The following is a 16,237-nucleotide window of genomic DNA, read 5'->3' as shown; positions in this document are numbered from 1 at the left end:
GAATATACCGGCTTAGCGTGTTCATGCAATTACTTTTTTTAGTCAGCTGATGAAATCATGTAATCCACAGCAGCTTTTACTTCTTCATCCGTTAGTTTCGGATTACCGCCGCGGGCTGGCATCATATTAAAGCCTTCAATCGCATGTTTATATACAGTGTCCATGCCTTGTTCAATACGTGGAGCCCAATCAGCAGCATTGCCAATTTTGGGTGAGTTCATCATGCCAGATGCGTGGCAAACCGCACACACTTGGGTAACGACTTGTTTACCGACACTGTTATCCCCAGCTTGTGCTGTATCTTCGGTTTCATCTGCTACAGGCGCTTCGGCAATTTGTTCTTCACCAATATTTTCTCTGGCAACCGGTTTTAATCTTTCGGCAATTGCTTCAGCATCCATAGGTTCTGGTTCGACAACATTGTCGGCAATTGCCAGCATATTAGACAAAATCAGATTGGCAATTAGAAACAGTACTGCGACAACAATTAAACTGCCGATCAAATACTTAGGTGAATTAGATGATTGCATGTTTACCTCAGTCTTCTTAATAGTGGCACTAATTATACGGGCATATGCTCAGCCGCGCTACGCATCAGACAACGGCCCAAGCGTTATTTTGCCTAATGTTTGAGATTGGCTTAACAAATCATGGGCTTGTTCAAGTGTTTGGGGGGTCAGCTTGTCAAAATGTCGTTGTGCAATAGGCCGTAATTGATTTAATTCAACCATCTCAGCGACTTGTTTTAGGATGTTTCCCTGCTGTTGAATATCATTGGTTTGCATACGAGGGCGGGTAAACATGAATTCCCAAACCAGTCCGGCACTTTTGTTTTTCAGCAGATTCAAATCGACGGGCTGCTGAAAATTCACCACTAAAGCGATTAGACCTTGTGGAGCAATTAATTCGACCATTTGTGGATAGTAAAAATCACTGTCATTCAGGCAAAGAATATAATCCGGTGCAGGCAGATCGGCTTGCTGATAGTTGGCTTGTAGTGAGCCTTGATGACTCACTATGGCATCAGCGCCTAAGGTTTCACACCATTGTTTGCTCTCTGGGCGTGAAGCGGTCGCGACAACGTTCAGTTTAGTGAGTTGTTTGGCAAGTTGAATGGCCATTGAACCGACACCGCCAGCAGCACCGATAATCAATAATGTTTTATTCTCATCTTTGACCACATCAATTTTCAGTCGATCAAACAAACTTTCCCATGCGGTAAGGCTGGTTAACGCTAAGGCGGCTGCTTGATGCATTTCCAGATTGCTAGGTGCTTTGGCAATAATCCGTGAATCCACCAGTTGGTGCGTCGCATAACAACCTTCTCTACCAATATCACCAGCGTAGAAGACTTTATCGCCAACCTGAAAGCCTTGGCATTGATCACCAATTTCGACGATGGTGCCAGCGGCATCAAAGCCAATGATTTTGCCTTCTGAATCGGGCTGAATTGTCGATTTAACTTTCAGGTCTACTGGATTCACCGCTACAGCTTCCACGGCAACCAATACGTCATAGCCGGATGCTTTAGGTGTTGGTTGGCTGATTATTTGCGCCATTGTCTGAGCATTCTGAAACTTTAATGCCTGCATGATTATTTCTCCGATAAACGTTGAACTGATCTGAGGTAGGCGGTTTCTGATGGCGGTTGTTGCTGCTGTTGGGCCAGCCACAATTGTTCAGCCAGGCAATCAACCATTAAATGTTCAGTGGTATGTTCATCGCCTGTTTTAGCCGATAACTGTTGATAGGCTTGCACGATTCCAGCTGGACGATTGATGGAGAGTTGTTCGTGAACCGCAATGTGCAGTCCCATATGCAGATAGGGATTGGTCTGACCGTTTTCTACAAAATATTCCTGACCTGATTGAATAGGTGAGGAGAGCAGGGAGTGATATTCGGGGTGAAGCGTTATTACATCAGCAATCATCTGTTCTAACGCAGTGAGTATTTGAGCGGATTGCATTTTTTGCCAAACATCATGATATTGCTGGCGTAGTGCATCACGATTCTGACTGAAAACGGCCATCAGGCAGTTATCCGTTGTCGCTGATTGCGACGAAATTCATCACACAAATCAGTCACAATGCATTGATCGCAATGTGGTTTTCTTGCTGTGCAAACATAGCGACCATGCAGAATCAACCAGTGATGGGCATCAAGTTTGAATTCTGCCGGAATAACTTTCATCAAGCGATCTTCCACTTCACGGACATTTTTGCCTTTGGCCAGTCCGGTTCGATTCGACAAACGAAAGATATGGGTATCAACCGCCATGACTGGATGTTTGAAAACGGTGTTGAGAATGACATTGGCGGTTTTGCGACCGACACCGGGTAAAGCTTCCAATGCTTCACGATCTTCTGGAACTTCGCCGTTATGTTTATCAATCAGTAGCTGGCAGGTTTTGATAACGTTTTCAGCTTTGCTATTAAACAGGCCGATGGTTTTGATATAGCTTTTCAGACCATCCACACCCAAATCCAGAATCGCCTGCGGCGTGTTTGCCACTGGATAAAGTTTGTCGGTAGCTTTATTGACGCCGACATCCGTGGCTTGTGCAGACAGAATCACCGAAATCAGCAATTCAAACGGTGTTGAATAATTCAGCTCTGTGGTGGGCGATGGGTTTTGATCGCGCAGTCTGCTGAAAAATTGTTGCCGCTGCGTTTGATTCATTGTTAGCCCGTTGTGGTTTGTGGAGCCAGTGTTGTTGCTTCGACCTTAACGGCGCGACGACTGACTCGAGCATCAATCACGTTTTTCAACGCCACGATTAATCCCAGACCGATAAATGCACCGGGCGGCAAAATGGCAATCAGAAATCCACGATAATCATCAATAACAGTGATTTCCAAACCGCGAGCAGCCTCACCAAACATTAAGTGTGCCTGGCTAAACAAGGTGCCCTGACCCAATAATTCGCGCATACCACCAAGCAATACCAGCACTGCAGTAAAACCAATCCCCATCATCAGTCCATCGAGTAAAGAGGGTGCGACTGGATTACGTGCAGCAAAGGCTTCTGCCCTGGCGATGATCGAACAGTTAGTGACGATTAACGGAATGAAAATACCGAGGATCAGATACAGCTCATGAAACCAGGCATTCATCGACAATTCGATCGCGGTGACAATCGACGCAATGATTAAAACAAACACCGGCAAGCGAGCTTCATCCGGAATTTGATGACGTAACATGGAGATAATACCGTTTGAAGCCACTAGAGTCAGAATGGTGGCGAGGCCAAGTCCCAGCCCATTAATCATGGTATTGGTAACAGCCAACAACGGACACAAACCCAATAATTGCACTAGGGCGGGATTATTTTTCCACAGACCTTCTTTAATAATCTGCTGATAGATTGTCATGTGTTTTCCTCTGCCGGGATAAACAACTTATCCTGATTAGCTTCAAAAAATTCCAATGTACGTTTGATGGCATTCACTACGGCGCGGGCGGTAATGGTTGCGCCAGTAAATTGATCAAAATCACCACCATCTTTTTTAACTTTCCACCGCGATTTATCCGGTGAGTCTAATGACAATCCAGCAAATTGCAGGATCCAGTCATCACGTTGCACATCAATTTTGTCGCCCAAGCCGGGGGTTTCTTTATGACTGATAACACGTACTCCAGCCAGACTGCCATCGGTGTATACAGCAATCAAAATATTGATACTGCCGCTATAACCATCAGGTGCGATACTACTTAATACTGCCGCCACCGGCTCATTATTTTTTCGTGCCCGATACACCATTGTTGGTTCTGTAGTGCCTAATTGCGGGGTAGCGGGTAACACAATCGTGTCATTCAGAATATCGTTGTCATAGACCTGTTTTGGTACCAATACATTAATGGCATCCAATAAAGCCAGACGTTCATTTTCTTTTATTTGATCACGAGTACTTTCTTCAGTAAACGCCACTAAAGTTGTGGCCACGATGGCAAACAAAGCCAGCATCAGCCCAACCCGAAACGCCGGTTGATTCCATAATGCTTTCATCGTGCCGCTCCACCATAGACACGTGGCTGAGTGTAATAATCAATTAGAGGCACCAACATATTCATCAGGATCACGGCAAACGCCACACCATCTGGATAACCACCCCAAATACGAATTACATAAGTCAAAATGCCAACTCCGGCACCAAATACGATACGACCTTTCAATGTGGTCGAACCTGACACCGGATCAGTCGCGATGAAAAATGCGCCGAGCATGGTGCCACCGCTTAATAAATGAAACAGCGGGGAACCAGAAATAGTCGGATCAATGAGGGTAGTAATACTGCTGATAATCAGTAGCGCCAGAATCATCGCCACCGGCACATGCCAGCTGATAACTTTACGATAAATCAGCCAAATCCCGCCCAAGGCAAACCAGATATTGATCCACTCCCAGCCAAGGCCACCAGCCATGCCAAACATAGCTTGGCTGCTGATATATTCAGGATGTTGCTGTAATACGATTTGCGTTTTCATCGCATCAAGCGGGGTCGCACCGGAATAGGCATCTATACCTAACCCATTAAATTGACCATTGAATATCAATTGCAGGGCGCTCATCCAACTCATTGGTTGGTCGGCCAAAGATTGCACAGGTAACCAGGTGGTCATTTCCAATGGAAAGGAAATCAATAACAACACATAACCAATCATCGCCGGATTAAACGGGTTATAACCCAGACCGCCATATAAATGTTTTGCAAACACAATGGCAAAGGTCACACCAATCACCGTCATCCACCAGGGTGACAACGGAGGAATCGCCAATGCCAGTAACACCGCGGTTACCGCTGCACTGCCATCACTTAGAAATGGTTTTAATGGGCGATGACGTAATTTCAGCATCAAGGCTTCGGTGATGAGTGCCACTGAAACGGCTAGCGTGACATTAATTAAAACACCTGGGCCAAAATAAAAAGTCATGGCAATCACGGCCGGAATTAATGCCAGCAGCACTTGCAGCATCTGTAACGTGACGCGATTAGCTCCTGCTAGAAACGGCGGGCTCAGCCGAAAAATAGGCATCAGGCTTTTTCCTCAGTAACCGAATCGGCAGCTTCAGCTGTGTTGGTCGAATCTTCTTCTTTGGCTTTTGCTGCTTTGGTTGTAGCCAGAGCGGCTTTACGCTGACGTTGACGTTCTTCTTTTTCCTGCGCCTCACGTTCTAAACGTTCGAGACGGCTTTCATGGCGTTGTCTGGCAAGGTCAGATTTGTGACGTTCGCGTTCCTGATTCATGATTTCGGTTTTGGCAAAACGGAAATAAGAAACCAGCGGTATTTTGCTAGGGCACACGTAATCACAGCAACCGCATTCGATACAGTCAAACAGGTTGTAATCACGGGTTTGATCAAAATCTTTGGCGCGGGAATACCAATACAACTGCTGTGGCAGCAAACTGGCAGGGCAGACATCGGCACAATCACCACAACGAATACACGGTAACGGTTGTGCTGGCGGGGCCACATCATCAACACCGACCAGAATACAGTTGGCCGTTTTAGTGATCGGTAAATCATCACCAGCCAGACTGTAACCCATCATGGACCACCCTGGATAAACGGTTCGTCCGGTTGACGTCGGGTCTCACAGAATACCAATAAGTCTTTGATTGGCGTGCCAAATAAGGTTTCAAAATTGCCAGCGTGAGGGACGTCTGTACCGGTGACTGTGACCACTCGTGAAATTAACGGTTCACCATGCAAAATAGCGCGGCCTACTGCATAGGCTGTTCCGGGGTTATGGCAGACGATACCGATATCAATCGGCAATTTATTGGTTGGCACCTGTTTGTTGGTGACAACCTGGATCAATTGTTTTTCACCACCGGTTGGATAACGGGTTGGCACTACTACTATTTCAGTTTGAGATAAATGCGATCGGCTGGAGAGGGCATAACGCATCGCTGCGATGGCTTCAGGTTTGTTGTCTTCAATAGCCAGAATACAGCGTGAAGCTCGCAAGGCGAACAACATGATCTCTACACCATCAAGAATACCGTCTGCACGTTCACGCATCAGCATGTCATCACAGCTGATGTAAGGTTCGCACTCTGCACCGTTAATCAGTAAGGTTTCAACGCTGTGATGCACGCCTGGATTGAGTTTGATAAAGCTTGGAAAACCAGCACCACCTAAACCGACAATACCGGCATCCCGAATAATCTGCCGTAATTCATGGGCAGAGTGCTGACGGAAATCTTTTATTTGTTGCCGTTCAATCCAGCGATCTTCGCCATCGGTTTCAATGGTGATGCACGGTGCAGAAAGACCTGATGGATGCGGGATGGCATGGTCACCAATAGCGGAAATTACACCGGAGCTAGGAGCGTGCAGACAGACAGAAACATGGCCTTCAGCACGCGCAATCCGTTGGCCTTTTAAGACTTTATCACCGACCTCAACAATTGGCACCGCAGCTGCACCGATATGTTGTTGCAAAGGTAACACCAGTTGTTTGCTTATTGGCGTTTTACGAATCGGCCCTTGAGTGGAACGTTTTTTATGGCCGGGTAGTTTTAATCCACCCGGAAAATCACCTAACGGCGCACTCATGATCCGGTTCTCCTTTGCAGGTCAACATGGGAAGGATCCGGCCAGCGCCAGGTGTGCGGGTTCGGTTGAGTTTCGACCATATCAATACAATCTACTGGACAAGGTTCAACACATAATTCGCAGCCGGTGCATTCATTAGCAATAACCGTGTGCATATGTTTGGCAGCGCCGAGAATGGCGTCTACAGGGCAGGCTTGAATACACAAAGTACAACCGATACAGCGAGCTTCATCTATCACAGCCAGCATTTTCGGTTTTTCCACCCCACATTCTTCGTCCAGTGGTTTGGGTTCAACATCAAGCAAATCGGCCAGTGCCTGAATGGTGGCTTCACCACCGGGAGGGCAACGGTTGATATCAACTTCCCCTGCAGCGATCGCTTCTGCATATGGTCGGCAACCGGCAAAACTACATTGACCACATTGGGTTTGTGGCAGGATTTTATCGATTTGATCGACAATCGGATCACCTTGAACTTTGAAACGTATCGAGGCAAAGCCGAGCACAAGTCCCAGAGTCAACGCGAGCAGCGTGATGGCTATAATCGCTGTCAACATGGCTAAACCTTCACTAAACCGGCAAAGCCCATAAAGGCCATCGACATTAATCCGGCAGTGATCAGCCCAATCGCTGCACCTTGGAACGGAACGGGCACATCAGCTGCAGCGAGTCGTTCACGCATCGCAGCAAAAATGATTAATACAATTGAAAAGCCGACCGCGGCACCAAAGCCATATAAGGCTGATTCCAGGAAGCCGTGTTTTTCCTGAACATTGAGTAACGCCACGCCCAATACAGCACAATTGGTGGTGATCAATGGCAGGAAAATACCCAAAACCTGATACAGCAGTGGGCTGGTTTTATGCACGACCATTTCGGTGAATTGAACGACAACGGCAATAACAAAAATAAAACTGATGGTGCGCAGGAATTCAAGACCCAGTGGAGACAGCAGGTATTCGTTGATCAAATAACTACTGATAGACGATAAGGTCAAAACAAATGTGGTTGCCAGCGCCATGCCCATTGCTGTTTCCAGCTTGCGCGAAACACCCATGAACGGACACAGGCCGAGGAATTTCACCAGCACAATGTTGTTCACCAGAATGGTGCTTATCAAAATTAGGGCATAGTCAGCCATGTAATAACCTACTGATTTTCTCAGGAATTAGCATGAGTTACTGCTTTACCCTGATTCAAATACAAATTATGAACCGAATATTATAGCTTAATAACGCTTTTAATGTAGCGTTGCAGTATGAGGTTAAGGCTTGATGGTGAAGGACTTAGCGTCTTAGCAACGAGTTCGCAATCTGACTGGTAAAAGAGCCAAAAATTCCTTTGCTTTTTATCAAGCAGCAGCGGCATTCTTGCGACGCTGTCTGACCGCCGCGGCTAACTCACGCAATAATGGCTCACTATTATCCCAAGCCATGCAGGCATCGGTAATACTTTGGCCGTAAACCAGTTCTTTGTCCGCTTCCACATTTTGTCTGCCGCCAACCAGATTACTTTCCAGCATCAAGCCGATAATGCGTTTATCACCGGCTGCGATCTGTTCAGCCAATAAGCGTCCGACCACTTCCTGTTGCAAGTGATCTTTGCCACTATTGGCATGACTGCAATCGACCATAATTCGCACTGATTGCCCACTGCGGCCAATCACTGCCGCCGCTTCATCAATACTGCTTTTATCGTAATTAGGCTTTTTACCACCACGTAAAATGACATGGCAATCTGGATTGCCAGTAGTAGAAAAAATAGCGGAATGGCCATCTTTGGTCAGGGACATGAAGTGATGTGGTTTTGATGCTGACAGGCACGCATCCACAGCAATTTGCAGTCCACCATCAGTGGCATTTTTAAACCCAACCGGGCAAGACAAGCCGGAGGCCAGTTCACGATGCGCCTGACTTTCTGTTGTACGCGCACCGATTGCGCCCCAGGAGATCAGATCGGCAATGTATTGAGGGCTAATAAGATCCAGATATTCTGTTGCAGCAGGAACACCCATTTCAGCAAGATCCAACAGCAATTTTCTGGCGATATTCAGTCCGTCGTTGATTTTGAAACTGCCATCGAGGTAAGGATCATTAATCAGACCTTTCCAACCGACAACGGAACGAGGCTTTTCAAAATAGACGCGCATAATGATATGCAGATCATCAGCCAGCTCATGAATCAACGGCTGCAAGCGACTGGCATAGTCACGTGCAGCATTGGGATCATGAATAGAGCAGGGGCCGATAATGACGATCAAACGATCATCACGGTGATGCAGAATATCCTGACACGCAGTGCGAGCGTTAAACACGGTTTCAGATGCCGCATCCGAGATCGGTAATTGTTCATGCAATTGCGCTGGTGGCAAAACTTCCTGAATACCAACGATGCGTAAATCATCTGTGTTGTAACGCATTTTCAACCTGATTTGTGTTCAAAAAAATAATCGGCAATTGTAATACGTCGGGGCCTTTTACGCTATTTCAAGCTGTCAGGGTAGAGCGACAGCAAATAAATCAGCATTCAACCATAGATGTACCCAGATACTGGCGATATAGCCAAGCGCGATAGCCCAAACCCATTTCAAATGCGCGACGAAGGTATATATACCACGGGCTTGACCCATTACCGCAACACCTGCAGCCGAACCTATCGATAACAGCGAACCACCCACACCGGCAGTTAACGTGGCGAGTAACCATTGGCCATGACTCATGTCAGGCATCATAGATAACACGGCAAACATGACAGGAATGTTATCGACAACTGCGGAAATTAGACCAACCATGATGTTGGCGGTAGTTGCGCCTAATTGGCCATAGAGAAACTCGGAACCAACACTCAGATAGCCAATTGTGCCAAGGCCACCAACACATAAAATGATGCCATAGAAAAACATTAATGTGTCCCATTCGGCGCGTTGCAATTGCTCAAAAATATTGAACGGCATTTTCTGCTGGGTTTCATCGTTAATATTAAACGCGGTCTGGCCATCGTTTTCACGTTTATCCATTAAACGTTTATCGCGCATTTTTAGGAAATAACCATGCAGTTTCAGTAGACCTAAACCGGTCATCATGCCAAGCACGGGGGGTAAATGTAGAAAGTGGTGACTGCTGGCAGCCATCGCAATGGTGAGGATAAATAATCCTACAACTACCATCGCTCCCGATTTGAGTGGGGCATATTCATGAACTGCTATTGAGGCCACATTTTTAATTGCCAGTGATAATAAAACTGCCGGAATTAACCAGTTGACCAGCGACGGCACAAACAGGGCAAAAAATTCATGAAATGCCAGCACACCTTTTTGCCAGACCATTAACGTGGTGATATCACCAAATGGACTGAAAGCACCGCCCGCATTAGCTGCCACAACGATATTGATACAGGCGACAGCAATAAATTTATGATTATTGCCGGCAACAGCCATGACCACGGTGGCCATCAATAATGCGGTAGTTAAGTTATCGGCTACCGGTGAGATGAAAAAAGCCATCAAACCGGTTAGCCAGAAAATAGTTCTTAATGAAAAGCCTTTATTGACCAGCCAGGCACGAATCGCATCAAAGATTCCGCGTTCGCCCATGGTGTTGATATAGGTCATTGCTGCCAGCAGAAATAAAAACAGTTCGGCATATTCCAGCAGATTGTGGCGAATCATGATGCCAGCTGTTTCATGGAAAACCGGATCGGTTTGCTGGGCGTAAATCATTGCAATCAATACCCAAATCAAACCCGCAGCCACAATGACCGGCTTGGACTTGCGCATATGGATCTGCTCTTCGGCGATGACCAATCCATAGGCAATAAAGAATATTGCTAATGCGGCAAAGCCAACCCAATGTCCTGTCAGATCAAGCATAGCTGCATTTTCTGCTGCCAATAACGCTGGAGAAAACAGTGACATTAAGACAAAGATTGTCCAGCCAGACAATGACTTGGATAAGCCTGAAACGGGCATGATAGCTTCCTGCGATGGGGGGTAAAAAAGCTGTTAGATGATACCCCTCATCGCTGGAATAACAACCCTTATTTTAGAACTTTTTGATAGAAACCTTCAGCAGCATCAGTGACTAAATCAAATACATGGTTAAAGCCATTCTGCCCACCGTAGTAGGGATCCGGCACATCGGTTTCATCACGGCCTTCGGCATAGTCAAGAAATAGTCTGACCTTATGTTGATATTCAATTGGACAAGCCTGTTTGAGGATATCCAGATTGTCCTGATCCATCGCCAGAATGTAATCAAAATGCTCAAAGTCTTCGTAACGAAATTTACGAGCTCTGATAAAAGATAAATCTACACCACGTTGCTTAGCGGTTTGTTGAGCACGGGCATCAGGTGGTTCGCCAACGTGATAAGCATGTGTGCCGGCAGAGTCAACCAGAAACTTGTCACTGCTGCCTTTATCTTTTAATAAGCTGATAAAAACTCCTTCCGCTGTGGGTGAACGACAGATATTGCCCATGCAGACGAATAACACTTTGATTTGACTCATTCTTAGCTAACTCCGTAGCTCGGCCAGTAATTGTGAAATCATGGCATCGGCCTGACCGAGGTAGCCGCCACCAAACAGATTAAGATGATTGATAATATGATAAAGGTTATAGAGCGTTTTGCGAGTGCGATAACCGGAATCGACTGCTCTGATACTCCGGTAACCGGCATGAAAGTCATTGCCAAAGCCACCAAATAATTCAGTCATGGCCAAATCGGTTTCAGCATCTCCGTAGTAACAGGCGGGATCAAAGATCACTGGATTACCTTGCTCATCAGCAGCTGCATTGCCGCCCCATAAATCACCGTGTAATAAAGAAGCTTGTGGCTGATAATCTGTGAAAAAGGCTGGCAGTTGTTCAATTAACCGTTCGCCATTTTTCTGCAGACTGCCTCTAAAGCCGTTTGTGGCAGCGAATTCAAGTTGCTTTCCAAGACGCTGTTGTTGCCAGAACTGCACCCAGTTGGCAGAACGATCGTTTATCTGCGGCGTACTGCCTATGGTGTTATCCATATGCCAGCCAAAATACGCTTGTGGCTGTTGATGTAACAAAGCCAGTTGTTCGCCGAGCTTGGCATTGGCTGAGCCGCGCATACTGCCAAGAGGAATATATTCCAATACCAGATAACTATGTCCATCGCCGGTGCCATAGCAAATGACTTTCGGCACGCGAACAGCGTTGAGTTCTGCCATCTCTTGCAAGCCTTGGGCTTCAGCAACAAACATATCTGACAGCTTCGGACTATTTACTTTAATAAAGAACTGAGTATCAGGTGTTTTCAACTGATAGGCGGTGTTTATGCAACCGCCGCCTACCGAAGACAGTTGATGTGGCTGGCAGTTGACTCCAGTTACACGTTCAATTTCCTGGATTATTTCAGTGAGTTGAGCCATGTTTGTCTCCACGAAAGGTGAGCAGCTAATTTAACCATGCTAAGCTGAAACGACAATTTTGCCAAAACATGCAAGGAGTTTGTCAATGTCCACACATACTGAAGCGAGCCCGCCAAGTCCCAAACAACAGGTGGCCATTAAAGCTGCCGAAATCGTCGACAACGGCATGATTGTCGGCTTGGGTACCGGTTCAACTGCCAACCTGTTTATCGATGAACTGGCTCGCCGACAGCATGAACAGCAATTGGAGATTCAGGTGGTGGCCAGTTCGGTCATTAGCCGAGTTAAGGCTCAGCAGGCTGGACTAAAGGTCATTTCCATCGAGCATTTATCGCATCTGGATATGTATGTGGATGGTGCGGATGAAGTCACCACTGATATGCAGCTGTTAAAAGGACGAGGGCAGGATCTGGTCTGTGAAAAGTTACTGGCCAGTCACGCCACTGCTTTTTATGTTTTGGTTGATGACAGCAAAATGGTTTCACGAATTGGTGAGAAAAACGCCATACCTATCGAAGTGATGCCAAGTGCCGCGCAGCTGGTGCTAAATCGACTGGCAAAACTGCAGGCTAAAGGCAGTCTTAGGCTGAATTCCGCGGGTGATAATGTGGCCTATAGTGCTGCTGGAAATTTAATTCTGGATATGCAATTTACTGATCTTGAAACTGCGCAGATTAATGCCTTGCTAACCGTTATGCCGGGTGTAGTTGAGCACGGTATTTTTGCGGATATTGTCAAAGCGGTATTTATTGGCTCGTCTGATGGAGTGAAGCTGCTACAGCGTTGAGAAAAAATTAAACAAAAAGGGCAGTGTCAAACACTGCCCTTTGTTTAAACCGTTAACTTACGAGCGGTTATTTTTTTAATTCTTCCAGAATGGTTTCGGCTTTAGATTTAGCAAACTCACCCGAACCTTCCACGCCGATATATTTCACTTCACCATCGGTAATAATCATTGCGGCCCGGAACGAACGAACGCCCATGCCACCACCGGTTAAATCACGATCCAAACCTAATGCTTTGGTGTATTCGGCGCTGCCATCAGCCATCATGCGTACTTTGCCATTGGCTTTTTGCTCACGGCCCCAAGCGGCCATAACAAACGCATCATTGACTGCTAAACACCAAATTTCATCGGCACCAGCGGCTTTAATGGCATCTGCATGTTCGACATATCCAGGCAAATGTTGCGAAGAACAAAGCGGAGTGAATGCACCCGGTACCGTGAACAATACAATGGTTTTGCCTTTTGCCATCTCACGCACATCCATCGGCGACGGATTCATCGGGCAGCCATTTTCAGGATCAAACTCCACACATTCAGTTAATTTACCATCAGGTATCTGTTGTCCAACTTCAATCGTCATAACTCGTCCTCATTGATGAATAAGATTATTGAGTAGGATAAGCCATCTGTCTCGAGATAAAAACACTGATTATTAAAGGGACTTTCAAGTTTGGTGCAATCCATTTAAATCGTTATGATGAAGCACATAATGATTTAAATGGAGTAAAAAATGACCGCAGAAAAAACTATCCTGAACTGGGGGATCCTCGGAGCAGCGCGCGTCACCGAAAAATTAATCCCTGCCATCATTGAAGCCAATAATGCAAAGCTGGTTGCCGTCGCCAGCCGTCGAAAAGGCGCTGCAGCTGAGGCATTGGCAAAACTGGCGCCTGAGAATAACGATATTCTTGCTCTGGATGATCCCGAGGCTTTATTAAGTCATCCAGATATTGATGTAATCCATTTGCCGATGGCGAATGAAGAGCATGCTGAATGGGCATTAAAAGCCATTGCCCATGGTAAACATTTGCTCATTGAAAAACCGATGGCCTTAACGGTTAAAGATATTGATGCCATTACCCAAGCCGCAAAAGAGAAGGGCGTCAAAGTAATGGAAGGCTTTATGTATCGCTTTCACCCACAACATGACGCGGTCCGGGAAATCATTGAGTCCGGTGTGATCGGTGATGTCAGAACAGTCAGCACCCGTTTTGCCTTTCCAATGAAACCAGCTCGTCTATATCGGGTTAACCGCCCCATTGAAAATGGCGGTGGAGCAATGTGGGATATCGGACCTTATGCCATACATACAGCCAGATTATGGTTTGATGAAGAACCTAAAGCCGTTACCGCTGTTGCCAACATAAATGAACATGGTGCGGATTTAAGCCTAACAGGTGTTTTCGACTACGGTAATGGCCGGTTTGCCCAATTCGAAATAAGTTTTGAACATGCCCGACGCAGTGTCTACGAAATCATCGGCACCTTGGGTGGCATAACCTGTCATACAACCTGGCAACCGGCAGACGAAACGGCCAAGATTTCCTGGTGGACAGAAGCAGGGCAACAGGAAACGGTTGAAGTGCCAGCAGCCGATCAATTTGTGAATGAAATTGAACATTTTTCAGATTGTGTAATGAAGAACACCGATCCGTTACTCAGCCTGGAAGATGCACGGGCTAACTGCCAAGCTATTGTGGCAGCGTTGCAGTCGGTAAAAGAAGGTAAAACCGTACAGTTTTAAACAAATTAAGCCGCTCAAATGGAGCGGCTTAATTTATGTCGAGGCTAAGTTTTAACTCGCTGTTTTAAATTTACTGATCGATTGTTGCAGTACATCCGCCAACTGATTGAGTTCAAAACTTAAGGTTGAAATCGATTGGGAACCGGCTTCAGCCTTGTCTGATACGGCAGTTATCCGGCGGAAGTTATTATTAATTTCTTCGGCTACTGCCGATTGCTGTTCGGCGACACTGGCGATTTGCGCATTCATATCATTAATCGCGGTTACTGAACGGCTGATTACTGCTAATGATTCACCGGCATGCTCCGCCTGAGTAACACATTGATGCGCTTTATTTTTACCTTCTTCCATCACTTTTACCGCGATGATGGTTCTGCTTTGGGTTTTTTCGATTAAGTCTTTAATATTTAATGTTGACTCTTTGGTGCGGCTGGCCAGGCCACGAACCTCATCGGCAACAACTGCAAAACCTCGACCATGCTCGCCGGCACGGGCGGCTTCAATAGCTGCATTTAACGCCAGTAGATTGGTTTGTTCGGTAATATCAGCAATGACCTGAACAACGCTACCAATTTTTTTGCTGTCTTCAGACAATTCATCAATAACACGTGCTGCTTCTTCAACTTTAGCCGCCAACTCAGCAATACTGGCAATCGTTTTGCTAACTTCCTGATTACCGTTAATAGTTTCTTTATCTGCTGTTTGAGCCTGCATTGCAGCCTCACTGGTCAGGCGGGCAATTTCTTGAACCGAAGTAGAAATTTCACTAATGGCATTAGCGCCATCAAGCGTTTGTTGTTTCTGATCGATAACTAAACTTTGATTATTTGCTGAAGTTTGATTCATTACCTTGGCCGCATCCGAAACCTGACCTGCGGATGAAGTAATCGCCTTCATGATATGTGACAGTTCGTTCGACATGGCGCTTAATGCACCCACAATACTTTTAGGAAATTTGGTGTGAGCTTGTTGAGTCAAGTCACCAGATGCAAATGCACTGATTAATTCTGCAGCGGAATCCGGCTCACCACCAATGGTGGAATACAAACGACCAATCAACCGATAGCTCACAAAAATGGCAATGACGATGGCAATTAGCGTCACGGTGATCATCAATGCCATAAACCCACCAGTTTGCTGACGAATGTAATCAACTTGATTGCTGATAGTGACTTCCTGAAAATCGATAAATTGATTTACGGCAGCTAACCATTGTGTGTAAGCAGGAGAAGTATTGACCATCAGGTAATCGCGGGCTTCTGTGTTTCTGCCTTGATTGATTAAGTTAATGGTCTCAGCGGTGTGAGCCAAAGTTTGTTGCTCAATCGATTTGATATTGTTTAACAGTGTGTTTTCCTGAGCGGCAAATTGTTGTGGATTATTGGCCATCGCTTCAAGGTTTACAGCTGATTCTGCATAGAATTGTTCTAAGCGCTTGATATCCTGGAGATGCTGCTGGCGCTCGGCACTGTTTTCACTTAACACTACATCTCGAATGGAAATGGCGCGGTCATGGACACTGCCACGAAAGTTAATGGCTGCACGTTGTTTGACACTATCGACCTCGTTGATTTTACTCATAGTCCGGTCAATTTTACTGACTTCGTTTATGCCAATTATGGCAATCAACACCATCAAACTTAATACGATGCCGAAGCCAAGTTGAAGCCTGTTTTTGATAGTCACTGAAATTTCCTGGTTATTGAATGCAAACGCATCATTGCGTATTACATGTGAGTTTTAT

The 16,237-nt window shown here is 46.0% G+C and carries 19 protein-coding genes; 2 read left to right on the top strand and 17 right to left on the bottom strand.

The features are described from left to right. Window positions 1-38: 38 nt before the first annotated feature. The 15 genes from E8Q33_RS10045 to E8Q33_RS09980 all read right to left on the bottom strand — a co-directional run bounded on the left by E8Q33_RS10045 (window position 39) and on the right by E8Q33_RS09980 (window position 11,962). Window positions 39-530 carry a cytochrome c5 family protein gene (locus E8Q33_RS10045; protein ID WP_069295895.1) on the bottom strand — a complete coding sequence of 164 codons (492 nt, stop codon included), beginning with the start codon at window positions 528-530 and terminating at the stop codon, window positions 39-41. Window positions 531-587: 57 nt separating this feature from the next. Beyond that, window positions 588-1,592 (bottom strand): zinc-binding alcohol dehydrogenase family protein, encoded by a 1,005-nt coding sequence (locus E8Q33_RS10040; RefSeq protein ID WP_136554519.1) that lies wholly within the window; start codon window positions 1,590-1,592, stop codon window positions 588-590. Window positions 1,593-1,594: 2 nt separating this feature from the next. Further along, window positions 1,595-2,029 carry a DUF1841 family protein gene (locus tag E8Q33_RS10035; RefSeq protein WP_136554518.1) on the bottom strand — a complete coding sequence of 145 codons (435 nt, stop codon included), beginning with the start codon at window positions 2,027-2,029 and terminating at the stop codon, window positions 1,595-1,597. Continuing rightward, window positions 2,029-2,679, bottom strand: coding sequence for an endonuclease III (nth, locus tag E8Q33_RS10030; protein ID WP_136554516.1), 651 nt, complete (start codon window positions 2,677-2,679; stop codon window positions 2,029-2,031). Before nth ends, E8Q33_RS10035 begins: the two co-directional genes overlap by 1 nt. 2 nt (window positions 2,680-2,681) lie before the next feature. After that, entirely contained in the window at window positions 2,682-3,371 is a 690-nt protein-coding gene (locus E8Q33_RS10025) for an electron transport complex subunit E (RefSeq protein ID WP_136554514.1), read from the bottom strand. Beyond that, complete coding sequence (gene rsxG / locus E8Q33_RS10020) at window positions 3,368-4,006, bottom strand: electron transport complex subunit RsxG (protein WP_136554512.1); 639 nt, start codon at window positions 4,004-4,006, stop codon at window positions 3,368-3,370. The genes E8Q33_RS10025 and rsxG overlap by 4 nt, the downstream gene beginning before the upstream one ends. Then, window positions 4,003-5,034 carry an electron transport complex subunit RsxD gene (rsxD, locus tag E8Q33_RS10015; RefSeq protein WP_136554510.1) on the bottom strand — a complete coding sequence of 344 codons (1,032 nt, stop codon included), beginning with the start codon at window positions 5,032-5,034 and terminating at the stop codon, window positions 4,003-4,005. Before rsxD ends, rsxG begins: the two co-directional genes overlap by 4 nt. After that, the gene (locus tag E8Q33_RS16055) at window positions 5,034-5,552 is read right to left on the bottom strand and encodes a 4Fe-4S dicluster domain-containing protein (RefSeq protein WP_247870030.1); all 519 of its coding nucleotides are present in this window, start codon (window positions 5,550-5,552) and stop codon (window positions 5,034-5,036) included. Before E8Q33_RS16055 ends, rsxD begins: the two co-directional genes overlap by 1 nt. Then, entirely contained in the window at window positions 5,549-6,562 is a 1,014-nt protein-coding gene (rsxC, locus tag E8Q33_RS10010; RefSeq protein ID WP_247870029.1) for an electron transport complex subunit RsxC, read from the bottom strand. The genes E8Q33_RS16055 and rsxC overlap by 4 nt, the downstream gene beginning before the upstream one ends. Continuing rightward, window positions 6,559-7,119: an electron transport complex subunit RsxB gene (gene rsxB / locus E8Q33_RS10005; RefSeq protein ID WP_136554508.1), complete on the bottom strand. Its 561-nt coding sequence runs from the start codon at window positions 7,117-7,119 to the stop codon at window positions 6,559-6,561. The genes rsxC and rsxB overlap by 4 nt, the downstream gene beginning before the upstream one ends. Before the next feature lie 2 nt (window positions 7,120-7,121). After that, window positions 7,122-7,703: an electron transport complex subunit RsxA gene (gene rsxA, locus E8Q33_RS10000; protein ID WP_069295903.1), complete on the bottom strand. Its 582-nt coding sequence runs from the start codon at window positions 7,701-7,703 to the stop codon at window positions 7,122-7,124. A gap of 210 nt (window positions 7,704-7,913) precedes the next feature. After that, the gene (locus E8Q33_RS09995; RefSeq protein ID WP_069295904.1) at window positions 7,914-8,981 is read right to left on the bottom strand and encodes a 3-deoxy-7-phosphoheptulonate synthase; all 1,068 of its coding nucleotides are present in this window, start codon (window positions 8,979-8,981) and stop codon (window positions 7,914-7,916) included. A 75-nt stretch (window positions 8,982-9,056) separates the two neighbouring features. After that, window positions 9,057-10,529, bottom strand: coding sequence for a sodium:proton antiporter NhaD (gene nhaD, locus E8Q33_RS09990; RefSeq protein WP_136554506.1), 1,473 nt, complete (start codon window positions 10,527-10,529; stop codon window positions 9,057-9,059). Window positions 10,530-10,597: 68 nt separating this feature from the next. Then, window positions 10,598-11,068 carry a low molecular weight protein-tyrosine-phosphatase gene (locus tag E8Q33_RS09985; RefSeq protein ID WP_069295906.1) on the bottom strand — a complete coding sequence of 157 codons (471 nt, stop codon included), beginning with the start codon at window positions 11,066-11,068 and terminating at the stop codon, window positions 10,598-10,600. 6 nt (window positions 11,069-11,074) lie between these two features. Further along, on the bottom strand, window positions 11,075-11,962 hold the full coding sequence (locus tag E8Q33_RS09980) for a fructosamine kinase family protein (RefSeq protein WP_136554505.1): 888 nt from the start codon (window positions 11,960-11,962) through the stop codon (window positions 11,075-11,077). An 85-nt stretch (window positions 11,963-12,047) separates the two neighbouring features. On the opposite strand from E8Q33_RS09980, the gene rpiA reads away from it, so the two are divergent. Then, window positions 12,048-12,749, top strand: a complete 702-nt coding sequence (gene rpiA / locus E8Q33_RS09975) for a ribose-5-phosphate isomerase RpiA (protein WP_136554503.1) — start codon at window positions 12,048-12,050, stop codon at window positions 12,747-12,749. Window positions 12,750-12,816: 67 nt separating this feature from the next. Here the strand turns inward: rpiA and E8Q33_RS09970 are convergent, their stop codons facing one another. Beyond that, window positions 12,817-13,329, bottom strand: a complete 513-nt coding sequence (locus tag E8Q33_RS09970; protein ID WP_136554501.1) for a peroxiredoxin — start codon at window positions 13,327-13,329, stop codon at window positions 12,817-12,819. A 150-nt stretch (window positions 13,330-13,479) separates the two neighbouring features. Here E8Q33_RS09970 and E8Q33_RS09965 point away from each other — a divergent pair, with 150 nt between their 5' ends. Further along, the gene (locus tag E8Q33_RS09965) at window positions 13,480-14,493 is read left to right on the top strand and encodes a Gfo/Idh/MocA family protein (RefSeq protein ID WP_136554500.1); all 1,014 of its coding nucleotides are present in this window, start codon (window positions 13,480-13,482) and stop codon (window positions 14,491-14,493) included. A 51-nt stretch (window positions 14,494-14,544) separates the two neighbouring features. On the opposite strand, the gene E8Q33_RS09960 is transcribed toward E8Q33_RS09965, so the two are convergent. Beyond that, the gene (locus E8Q33_RS09960) at window positions 14,545-16,179 is read right to left on the bottom strand and encodes a methyl-accepting chemotaxis protein (protein ID WP_136554498.1); all 1,635 of its coding nucleotides are present in this window, start codon (window positions 16,177-16,179) and stop codon (window positions 14,545-14,547) included. Between the last annotated feature and the right edge of the window lie 58 nt (window positions 16,180-16,237).

This window comes from Methylophaga sp. SB9B, from assembly GCF_004832235.1.
Lineage (GTDB): Bacteria > Pseudomonadota > Gammaproteobacteria > Nitrosococcales > Methylophagaceae > Methylophaga > Methylophaga muralis.
Note: the sequence above shows the minus strand (reverse complement) of the source record. Positions and strands in the feature narration are given on the sequence as shown.